This window comes from Ramlibacter ginsenosidimutans (genome assembly GCF_016654015.1).
In the GTDB taxonomy this organism is placed as follows: domain Bacteria; phylum Pseudomonadota; class Gammaproteobacteria; order Burkholderiales; family Burkholderiaceae_C; genus Ramlibacter; species Ramlibacter ginsenosidimutans.
The window spans coordinates 83,890-93,605 of record NZ_JAEPWM010000014.1; the positions used below are offsets into that span (position 1 = coordinate 83,890).

Annotated in this window: 8 protein-coding genes; 3 read left to right on the top strand and 5 right to left on the bottom strand. The window is 68.6% G+C overall.

Annotated elements, in window-relative coordinates; all coding sequences use genetic code 11:
• Positions 1 to 108: 108 nt before the first annotated feature.
• The 3 genes from JJB11_RS26240 to araD all read right to left on the bottom strand — a co-directional run bounded on the left by JJB11_RS26240 (position 109) and on the right by araD (position 3,033).
• The gene (locus tag JJB11_RS26240; RefSeq protein ID WP_201965072.1) at positions 109 to 579 is read right to left on the bottom strand and encodes a J domain-containing protein; all 471 of its coding nucleotides are present in this window, start codon (positions 577 to 579) and stop codon (positions 109 to 111) included.
• Between the two features lie 103 nt (positions 580 to 682).
• A complete protein-coding gene (locus JJB11_RS23830; RefSeq protein WP_201177500.1) occupies positions 683 to 1,009 on the bottom strand; it encodes a hypothetical protein in 327 nt (108 codons plus the stop codon).
• 293 nt (positions 1,010 to 1,302) lie between these two features.
• Positions 1,303 to 3,033 (bottom strand): L-arabinonate dehydratase, encoded by a 1,731-nt coding sequence (gene araD, locus JJB11_RS23835; protein WP_201177502.1) that lies wholly within the window; start codon positions 3,031 to 3,033, stop codon positions 1,303 to 1,305.
• A gap of 430 nt (positions 3,034 to 3,463) precedes the next feature.
• Here araD and JJB11_RS23840 point away from each other — a divergent pair, with 430 nt between their 5' ends.
• Positions 3,464 to 5,617, top strand: a complete 2,154-nt coding sequence (locus JJB11_RS23840) for an AAA family ATPase (RefSeq protein ID WP_201177504.1) — start codon at positions 3,464 to 3,466, stop codon at positions 5,615 to 5,617.
• Positions 5,618 to 5,688: 71 nt separating this feature from the next.
• Here the strand turns inward: JJB11_RS23840 and JJB11_RS23845 are convergent, their stop codons facing one another.
• Both JJB11_RS23845 and JJB11_RS23850 read right to left on the bottom strand, forming a co-directional pair.
• Entirely contained in the window at positions 5,689 to 6,309 is a 621-nt protein-coding gene (locus JJB11_RS23845) for a DUF2059 domain-containing protein (RefSeq protein WP_201177506.1), read from the bottom strand.
• Positions 6,310 to 6,516: 207 nt separating this feature from the next.
• Positions 6,517 to 6,720 carry a hypothetical protein gene (locus tag JJB11_RS23850; RefSeq protein ID WP_201177508.1) on the bottom strand — a complete coding sequence of 68 codons (204 nt, stop codon included), beginning with the start codon at positions 6,718 to 6,720 and terminating at the stop codon, positions 6,517 to 6,519.
• Between the two features lie 209 nt (positions 6,721 to 6,929).
• Between JJB11_RS23850 and JJB11_RS23855 the strand changes: the two genes are divergently transcribed.
• Together JJB11_RS23855 and JJB11_RS23860 are read left to right on the top strand one after the other, a co-directional pair.
• Positions 6,930 to 7,109, top strand: coding sequence for a DUF3606 domain-containing protein (locus tag JJB11_RS23855; RefSeq protein WP_201177510.1), 180 nt, complete (start codon positions 6,930 to 6,932; stop codon positions 7,107 to 7,109).
• A gap of 128 nt (positions 7,110 to 7,237) precedes the next feature.
• On the top strand, positions 7,238 to 9,592 hold the full coding sequence (locus JJB11_RS23860) for a DUF3482 domain-containing protein (protein ID WP_201177512.1): 2,355 nt from the start codon (positions 7,238 to 7,240) through the stop codon (positions 9,590 to 9,592).
• Positions 9,593 to 9,716 lie beyond the last annotated feature (124 nt).

Here is a 9,716-nt window from a genome sequence, read left to right on the forward strand (position 1 = left end):
TCCTTGTCGTATGGTGACAAGGTGCGGCCGCGCTCGCCCGAACGGCATCGGACCGCTACGGTTCTGCTCGTCGGCGTTGTCTGGCTTGGCGCTTGGCCGCAGTGCGGATCAGCTGCGAGGGACGGGGCAGGCCGCGGCTTCGGCGACCTGCTGGCAGGGCGGCACCAGTGCAGGCGCGGCGGTCGCGGCACGTGCGGGCATCGCGGTGAGGTACATCGCCGTGGCGACGGTTCCGATCGCGACCACGAGCGTGCCGAACAGCAGGTACCACGGCCAGCTGATCGCGGGGTGCAGGTAGGCCCACAGGTGCGCAGGGACGGCGGGACGGGCCGGCAGGGGCCGCGCCATCCGTTCCGCGCGCCGGATCCATAGGTCGTGCTCGGTGCGGCGGTGCGGATCGGAGAGCACGTCGTACGCCGCGTTGATGGCGGCCATCGCGCGCGCCGCATTCGGGTTGCCCGGCATCTTGTCCGGGTGGTATTTCTGGGCCAGCTTGCGATAGGCGGCGCGCACCCGCTCCGCGCTGGCGTCGCGCTCGACCTGCAGCACGTCGTAGTAGGTGGGCATGGTCTCGGCCATCGCTACGATTTTCATAGCTTCGCCGCCGCGCCGTCCAGCAAAAGCTGGCGTCGTGGTGCGCCCTGTGGGTTCGCTGCTACAAAAACAGCAGCTTGAGCCCGCGTCACGTCCAGCGATGGCGCAGGAGGGAGGTGACGAACAGGCGCGGCACGGGCGTGGAGTCGTGCTGTCGCTGCTCGGCGAGGCTGCGCGCATGCCGCGGCAGGTAGGAGATCTCGTTGCGCGCTTCGTCGCTCACCGCGCCGAGCGCGCCTTCGAGCGACTGATGGTGTTCGCCGCCGAAGATCTTGAAGGCGCAATCCGCTTCCCAGTACGACTCGGGCTGCGTCCAGCACACCTTCGCGTAGCTGCAATAGCGCCCGCCGTCGCCCATGGGCGCCGCGTAGGCCGCGACGTAGAAGCCGTTCACCGGCCCCCAGATCCTTTCCATGGCGTTCTCCTGTCCTGCTTGCCAGGCTCAGGAGTCTGCTTCAGCAGGAGCTGGGCCGTGGTGCACGGGACGGCGTTTTGCGGCGCGGTCCTACAGCGCTCGGCCGCTCGTCAGCGCCCTCAAGCCGCGCGGAGTAAAAAAACCAAACAACCGGACGCAGAAGACGCAAAAGTTACGCAGAGGTCCCAGAAGAACAGCCAGTTGAAAAAGGATTTCTTTTGCGTCTTCTGCGCAACCTCTGCGTCCTCTGCGTCCGGTTGTTGGTAGTTGGTGTTCGTGGTCGCGGCAGGCGATCAGAAGATATCCGGCTCACCCGCAGGCTCGCCGAACTCGGTGCGCAGGAAGTCCATGTCGCAACCCTGGTCCGCCTGCAGGATGTGCTGCGTGAACATCCAGCCGTAGCCTCGCGCGAAGCGCGGGGGAAGCGGCTTCCAGGCGGCGCGGCGGCGCGCGAGTTCCGCGTCGTCGATCTCCACGTGGATGCTGCGCTGGGGAATGTCCACGCTGATCCGGTCGCCCGTGCGCACCAGCGCCAGGTTGCCGCCCACGAAGGCCTCGGGCGCGACGTGCAGCACGCAGGCGCCATAGCTCGTGCCGCTCATGCGCGCGTCGCTGATGCGCAGCATGTCGCGCTTGCCTTCCTTGAGCAGCTTGACGGGCATGGGGATCATTCCCCACTCGGGCATGCCGGGGCCGCCCTTCGGGCCGGCGTTGCGCAGGACGATCACGTGGTCCTCGGTGACGTCCGCATCCGGGTCGTCCAGCATCTTCTTCAGGCTGGGATAGTCGTCGAACACGATCGCGGGGCCGGCGTGCCGCAGGAACTTGCTGCTCATGGCCGAAGGCTTGATCACGCAGCCGTCGGGCGCCAGGTTGCCGCGCAGCACCGCGAGCGCGCCTTCGGCGTACACCGGCTCGTGCAGCGGCCGGATCACGTCGTCGTTGAAGCACTGCGCGCCTTCGATGTTCTCGCCCAGCGTGCGGCCGTTCACGGTGCGCTGGTCCAGGCGCAGGAAAGGCTTGATGCGCGCCATCAACGCGGGCAGGCCGCCTGCGTAATGGAAGTCTTCCATCAGGTAGGAACTCGCGCCGTTCGGGCGGATGTTCGCCAGCACCGGCACCTCGCGGCTGATGCGATCGAAGTCGTCGAGGCCGACTTCGTGGCCGGCGCGGCGCGCCTGCGCGATGACGTGGATGATCGCGTTGGTGGAGCAGCCCAGGGCCATCGCGACCGCGATCGCGTTGAGGAAGGCCTCGCGCGTCTGGATCATCGACGGCCGCAGGTCTTCGTGGACCATCTCCACGATGCGCCGGCCGCACTGCGCCGCCATGCGCTGGTGGCCGGCTTCCACCGCGGGAATGGAGGCGGCGCCGGGCAGCGTCATGCCGATCGCCTCGGCGATGGAGGTCATCGTGCTGGCCGTGCCCATCGTCATGCAGGTGCCGGCGCTGCGCGCGATGCCGCCCATGATCGCCTGCCATTGCGGCTCGGCTATCGTGCCGGCGCGGCGCTCGTCCCAGTACTTGAAGGCATCCGACCCCGAACCCAGTGTCTGCCCCCGGGCCATGCCGCGCAGCATCGGGCCCGCGGGCAGGAAGATCGCCGGCACGTCGGCGCTGGTGGCGCCGAGAAGCATCGCGGGCGTGGTCTTGTCGCAGCCGCCCATGAGGACCACGCCGTCCACGGGGTAGGCGCGGATCATCTCCTCGACTTCCATCGCCAGGAAGTTGCGATAGAGCAGGGCGGAGGGCTTGATGATCGCTTCGCCGAGCGAGACCGTCGGCAGCTCCAGCGGGAAGCCGCCCGACTGCAGCACGCCGCGCTTGACCTCGTCGGCCCGCTGCTTGAAGTGCTGGTGGCAGGGGTTGTAGTCGTTCCAGTTGTTCAGGATGGCGATGACGGGCTTGCCTTCCCAGTCCTTCGCGTCATAGCCCATCTGCATGATGCGCGAGCGATGGTTGAACGAACGAAAGTCGTCGCGATCCAGCCAGCGCTGGCTGCGGAGTTTCTGCAGGCGTGCCATAGCGCGCCACTGTAGCAAGCCATGCCCTGCAAGCCTTGGCGCCGTGTAGGGGCGCCTCCCCCGCGCGGTGCGCCGGCACGGTGCGCGGCGCACAATAAAAAATCCCCCGGGACCGCAGGGGCCCCGAGGGGATAAGTAGCCGGGAAAGAAACTTGAAAAAGAACCCGGCTCCCTCGTGAGACTGCACAACCCGTGCCTGGGTTCCCTTGCGGGTGCCAAGAGCGCAACGGTGCAGCGCGCCAGCGACGGGGCGTTCGTGAATTTGTCACGTGACCCCTCGCGCCCGAGCCAGCGAAACATTTTCGAACTCGCGTCTCAGGAACCCTTTCTGTAGGATGACTCTGACAAGAGTAGCCTCCCTCGTGGAGGTCCTCTGAACCCTTTTTCGTGCTGGCGCCGGTCGCGCCAGCCGCTTTCGAGCAGGAACACGATGTCCGAACTCGCCGCCAAGGAAGACGCCGTGGATGCCGCCACCGGCGCATCTCCGCCCACCCCGTGGCTCAATCTGAAAAAGCTGGGCGCCCGGCTGTCCGACTGGTTCAGCATCCAGTCACCCGCGCTCAAGGCCATGGTGCTGGCCGTGCTGATCGCCATCCCCGTCACGGGGATCTACTCCTTCACGATCTGGCAGCGCCAGGCCGCGGTCGCCGAACAGGTCAAGGCCATGGCAGGCCAGACCGGCGCGAACGCCATGTGGTCCTTCAACGAGAAGCTGCCGGTCGTCTTCGGCTCGGGCTCGGTGCTGGGGTTCATCGAACAGCACCCGGTCGACCGCATCACGGTCGTCTACAAGCCGCTGATGTGGAACGTGTCCGAGCGGATCGTGCTGATCGAGTCCGGGGGCAAGCAGTACGCGTACTACCCCAGTGACATGGAGACGAAGATCTTCACCGAGAGGGCCGTGAACGCGTCCTGGGGCAGCAAGATCGACTTCATCCCGCGCTCGGAGCTCTCCGCGGTCAACCAGGACATGCTGGAAAAGCTGGATGAGCGCTTCTCCGGTGCGCGTCCTCAGTCCGAGAAGGACGGCTGGAAGGCGGGCGTCAGCGGCGTGCTCTCCGCTGCGCTGACGCTGGGCCTGCTCGGCTTCCTGGCGTTCCACCTGAAGGGCCAGTTCAAGTCGCTGCGCTTCATCGAGCCCAGCCAGGTGCACGGTTCGATCGAAGACCTGGTCGGGATGGATGACATCAAGTCCGAGGTGCGCCAGATCAAGGACCAGTATGAGCGGCGCGCCGAGTACGCCGAGTACGGTATCAACAAGCCGTTCAACGTCATGTTCAGCGGACCGGCCGGCACCGGCAAGACCAAGCTGGCCAGCTACCTGGCCAAGGAGCTGGGCCTGCCGATCCTGTTCCACTCCGCGGCCAACCTCGAGACCGGGTACGTGGCCGGGGGCTCCAACACGCTGGCGCGCATCGCCTCCATGGCCAAACGCCGCCGCCGCTGCATCGTGTTCCTGGACGAGGCGCAGGACCTGTTCATGAAGCGCGGCGGCCACCGCAAGTTCGATGACGACACGCAGAACATGCTGCTGGCGATCCTGGACGGCGTGCGCACGAAGAGCGATGCGGAGATCATCTGGATCGTCGCGTCCAACTTCAACAGCGAGTCCATGCCCATGGACGAGGCCATGCTGCGCCGGTTCCAGATGAAGGTGGACTTCCGGCTGCCCAACAAGGAAGAGCGCTGCGCCATCATCGAGCACTACCTGCAGGAACGCTCCGAGAAGGTCGCGCCGGACCTCGACCTGCGCCACATGGTGGAGATCACCGAGGGCCGCAGCCCCGCCGACCTGGAGACCATCGTCACGCAGGCGGGCATCACCGCGGTGCAGGCCGGCATCCTGATCGACGCCGACACGCTGATGCAGGCGGCCGAGCGCGTGCTGGTGGGCAACGTCAACGCGAACACGACCAAGGAACGCGAGCGCGACCGCCGCATCATCGCCGTGCACGAGTGGGGCCACTTCCTGGTCGACTTCGAGCTGGAGCGCAAGCGCGCCGGCAGCGACTGGGAAAAGATCCTGGCCGAGATGAAGACCATCAAGATCTCGCTGAAGGCCAACCCGCGCAACAACGCGCTGGGCTTCGTGTTCCACAAGCAGGGATCCAACCTGCTCAAGACCAAGGCCGACATCGAGCACGACGTGCGCGTGCTGCTGGGCGGCATGGCCAACGAGGAACTGTTCTTCGGCGAAGAGGGCACCACCAACGGCGCGCACAACGACATCACGCGCGTCACCAAGCTGCTGCACCATGCCGTCGCCGAGATGGGCATGTACCGCAAGACCCGCCTGAACTTCGGGGCGCTGAACGATTCCGGCAGCCGCACGGTGGACGAGGAAACGCGCTCGATCATGGAGATGCAGAGCGAGCGCCTCTACGGCGAGACCAAGGCGACGCTCTCCCGGCTGAAGCCGCTGACCGAGCACCTGGCCGGCAAGCTGATGGAGCAGGGCGAGATGAGCCTGCGCGACGCGCTGCACGAGATCCGCGCGTTCGAGGCTGCCTGCCAGAGCTTCGACAGCCGCGTGGGCCTCAACGGCGCCGGCAATGCGCTGCCCGCGCCCGATCCGGCGTCCTGAGCGTCCGGGCCAGGCCCGACAAGAAAAAAGGCGGTCATGGACCGCCTTTTTTCATGGGTGCAGGGCCCTGCCTATTTCTTCGCCGGCTTGCCGGTGGACGGAGCGGGAGCGCCACCGGAGGCGTTGGGCGGGGGCACGCCGAGGCGCTTGGCCATGCTGTCCTCCAGGCTGCGGAAGCGCTGCTCCACTTGCGGGCGCGTCTCGGCGATCACCTTCTCGGCCAGGGCACGCTGGATGTCCACGCCGGCGGCCTGGAACTTGGCGAGCACGGGCGATTCGAGCATCGCCACCACCTGCTTCAGTTCGTCCTCGGTGAACTTCTCTTCGAGCATCGGACCGATCACGGTCGGCGCCAGCTTGGTCGCGCGGTCCCGCACGATGGGCACGGTGTCCTGCACGAACTTGCGCGTGTCCTCCTGGATGCCCTTGGCCACGGCGTCGCGCTTCTCCGGCGGAACGCGCTGCTGCAGGGCGGCGTCCGCGCGTTCGAGCAAGGGCCCGAGCGGCTCCTGCACGAGGGACTGCGCCATGTTGTCGATGGCGGGTTGCTGGATCTTGAGGATGCGCGCGACCAGTTCCTTCTTGGCGGGAGAAGAAGCATTGGAGGCAGGCGCCTGGGGCGTGGCGCTTTGCGCCTGGGCGCCGGCGCAGGCGGCGGTGATCGCGAGGATCAACAGGGATTTCTGGAACATCGTCCCAGTGTAATCCCTGCCTCTTGCCGCTCCCTGACCGTGAGCCAGTGCGCGGTCGGGCGGGCTGCGGCCCCGTAGGCTGGGGTGACGCAGGAACCCCAGCGATGCGCGAAAGCGCTGGGGTTCGCTCTCGCTCACCGTCAGCCTACAACTCACCGTCCGCCTGCCACGCACCCGCAGCCGGCGAGGAACTCCAGGCCGCCTGCGCTAGCCGTTCGCCCCCTGGCGTCGCCGGCGAGCGCCGACGCGGAGCGTGCCGCGCCGCTGCGCCGGGTCGGCGCTGGCGACCGGACGCGCGATCACGTCCGTGAGGTCGACAGGGAGGTAGGGCGGGGCCTTGCGGACCTGCTTCCAGGCCTTCCGGGCCAGGCCACCGGTGACAGCGTAGACGATCAGCTTGCGCAGCAACATGGGGTCTCCTCGATCCAGGGATGGTCGAGGCGATCGTCACGCCGGCTTGTAGTCGCAGAGCCATGACGGGGGCAGGACGCGCGGCGGGTCAGCCGTCCTCGCTCCTACAGCCGCGCCGAGCGCGCACGCACGCCATCGCGCAGGGTCGTCCTGCCGCGGCCTTGCGGTCCAACGCCTAGTCTGGAGACATCGGCAAGGAGGAACTGACCATGTCGGAAGATGCAAACAAGATGGCGGCGGAGGCGCTGCTGATCCACCTGGAACCGGATTGGGAGCGCCGCAACTGGTGCAAGTGGCTGGGCTGCAGCGAAGACGAACTGGAGCACGCGGTGACGTACGTGGGGCACGACCCGGACAACGTGCGGCGCTTCCTGCGGCAAGCGCGCTGAGGGGCATCAGCGGCCCGGGCGGCCGCTGACGCGAGCCGTCCCTTCGCCCGAACGCAGCACGTATAAGGGTTACCGCTTGTGTCGCCGCGGGACGGGCGGGCAGGCGGACGCCTAGACTCATGGGGACGGTGGAAGACGGCATCCTGCATCTCGACGAACCCGGTGCGCGTCGCCTGGTGCTGGTGCGCGCGATCGAGGCCGCCGACCCGCAAGGCCGGCTGGTCGGCGAAGCCGAGCGCGAGCAGGCCGAACGCGAAGCGCTGGATGCCAGCCGCGAACCCGGCGGCCGCGTCGATCCCGCTGAATACCTGCAGCAGCGCGCCCGCCGCGTGCTCGCCAAGGTCGAACTGCGCAATCCGCGCATCGCGAGCCTTCAGCAGCCGGAAGCCTGGCGCCCCATGCTGCTGGTGGCATTGCCTTTGCTGGCGTGCGTGCTCGGCATGCTGCTCGATCACATCGACCACCCGCACCAGGTCAACATGCTGTCCCCGCCGCTGCTGGGCGTGCTGGCGTGGAACCTGCTGGTGTACCTGCTCATCGCCGCGACGGTCTGGCGGCCCCGCAAGCCCCACCGCGGTCGCGGCATCGAGCGGATGCAGCGCTGGATCTCCGGCCTGCCCCTGCGCACCGGACGCGCGGGCCGCTTGCGCGCCGAGGTGCTCGCGGGCTTCCACGCGCAGTGGCTGAAGGTCACGGGCCCGCAGCAATGGCTGTGGGGCGAACAGCTCCTGCACGTATGCGCGGCCGGGTGGGCGCTGGGACTCGCGCTGTCGATCGTGCTGGGCGGGGTGGTGCGCGAGTACCGCGTCGGCTGGGAAAGCACGCTGCTGGACGTGCAGCAGGTGCACGCGCTGCTGGCGGCGCTGTTCGCCCCGGTGGTCGCGCTGCTGCCCTTCGATGCATTCAGCGTCGCCGACCTGCAGCGCATGGCCTTCCGTTCCGGCGCCGCGATCGGCGTCGACGAGGCGCGGCGCTGGGTCTGGATGTACGTCGCGCTGCTGTTCGTCGTCGTGATCGTGCCGCGGCTGCTGCTCGCCGCCTGGACGTCATGGCGGCGCCGTCGCCTCGGGCGCGCCGTTCGCATCGACTTGCGCGACCCGTACTTCGCCCAGCTGCTGGCGCGCGTCAGTCCGGCCTGCGTGACGCTGGGGGTGTTCGCGAGCGAGGGCGCGAGCCGCGAGGCCTTGCTGCGCCTGCTGCGCGAAGTCGCGGACCATCCCGCGCCGCGCGAGGGCGCCTGGAGCGTGCTCACCACGGGCCGCGGAGACGAGCTGCGGGTCTTCGAGGTGCCTTCGGGGTACCGGGCTCCCGCGCCGGCGGTCGCTGCGCATGCCGGCGGCGCCGGTGCGGCCCAGGTGTGGCTGCAGGACCTGCTGGGACGCTTCAAGACGATGCCGCGCGAGCAAGGCGATCCGGTGTCCGCGTTGCTCGCGGAGACCGACCTCGTGCTGCTGCTGCCCGGCAGCCCCGTGGACCTGGAGGATGCGAAGCGGCTGCTGCACTGGGTGGCCCAGCCCGCGCTGGTGCTGGTCGCGGGCGACGACGTTCCCTACCGGACCGCCGTGCAGCGGCTCGGCCTTGCCGCCGAAGTGCTGCCGCTCGCGCACAGCCTGGGCCATTGGCTGCGTGATCCCGCGCTGCTGCAGGCGATGGCGAAGAGCATGGCGAGCAGCAAGCGCGCGGGATTCGACCGCGTGGCAGCGGCCTGGAAGGAGCGCAACGCGGCGCGGTTTGCGCACGCGATGCGCCTGCTCGCGGGCGAGCTCACGCGCGCGGCCCGCGACAGCGAGGAGACCGGCGGAGCGCCGGTGGGCCTGCGACAGCTCGTGAACCCCGCCGAACGCGATGCGACGCAGCGCGCCCGCGAGGCGGCGCGCGCGGCGCTGCTGGTGCGCGTGCGCGAGGGCGAGTCCCGCGTTTTCTCGGAACTGGTGCAACTGCATCGCGCGGGCGCTCCGGTCGCCGCCCTGGCCGCCGGGCGCATGGCCGGTGGCTTCCACGAACAGCGCGCAGTGGACTCGCCGCAAGCCGGCATGGCCGGCGCGGCGACCGGCGCTGCCATGGGCGCGGGCATCGACCTGCTCACCGGTGGGCTGACGCTCGGCGCGGCCACGGCCCTCGGCGCGATGATCGGCGGCGGTGCCGCCTATGCGGCCGCCGCCTGGAAGAACCGGGGCAGCGCCAGCGGGCCGCCGCAGGTGCAACTGGGCGACGAGTTGCTCGAGACCGTGGCGGAAGGACTGCTGCTCGCGTATCTCGTCACGGCGCACCGGACGATTGGCACCGGCGAAGCGGGGGTGCCAGATGCCTGGCGCAGCGAGGTGGTCGCTGCCGTTGCAGCGCGGCGGCCGGTGCTGGGCGAGCTCTGGCAGCAGCTGCGTGTCGCCGACGATGCGCAGTTCGCGTCCGCTGCGCTCGCGCGCGAGCTGGAGGGCATCGCGCGCGGACTGCTCGCGCGCCTGGAAGGGCCGCCGCGCCGCTAGGTGTGATGTCTCAATAGGTTGTTCATCCGTCCCTGATTTGGGAAGCTGTGGTTACCAAGCCCAGCCAACCATCTCGGGAGAGGACGGATGAACAGACCCAAGAATGCAGCATTGACTCCGATTG

What these genes read in the sequence shown, in the direction of transcription:
- JJB11_RS26240 (WP_201965072.1), bottom strand. Translation starts at nt 579, where the DNA reads ATGGCCGAGACCATGCCCACCTACTACGACGTGCTGCAGGTCGAGCGC.
- JJB11_RS23830 (WP_201177500.1), bottom strand. Translation starts at nt 1,009, where the DNA reads ATGGAAAGGATCTGGGGGCCGGTGAACGGCTTCTACGTCGCGGCCTAC.
- araD (WP_201177502.1), bottom strand. Translation starts at nt 3,033, where the DNA reads ATGGCACGCCTGCAGAAACTCCGCAGCCAGCGCTGGCTGGATCGCGAC.
- JJB11_RS23840 (WP_201177504.1), top strand. Translation starts at nt 3,464, where the DNA reads ATGTCCGAACTCGCCGCCAAGGAAGACGCCGTGGATGCCGCCACCGGC.
- JJB11_RS23845 (WP_201177506.1), bottom strand. Translation starts at nt 6,309, where the DNA reads ATGTTCCAGAAATCCCTGTTGATCCTCGCGATCACCGCCGCCTGCGCC.
- JJB11_RS23850 (WP_201177508.1), bottom strand. Translation starts at nt 6,720, where the DNA reads ATGTTGCTGCGCAAGCTGATCGTCTACGCTGTCACCGGTGGCCTGGCC.
- JJB11_RS23855 (WP_201177510.1), top strand. Translation starts at nt 6,930, where the DNA reads ATGTCGGAAGATGCAAACAAGATGGCGGCGGAGGCGCTGCTGATCCAC.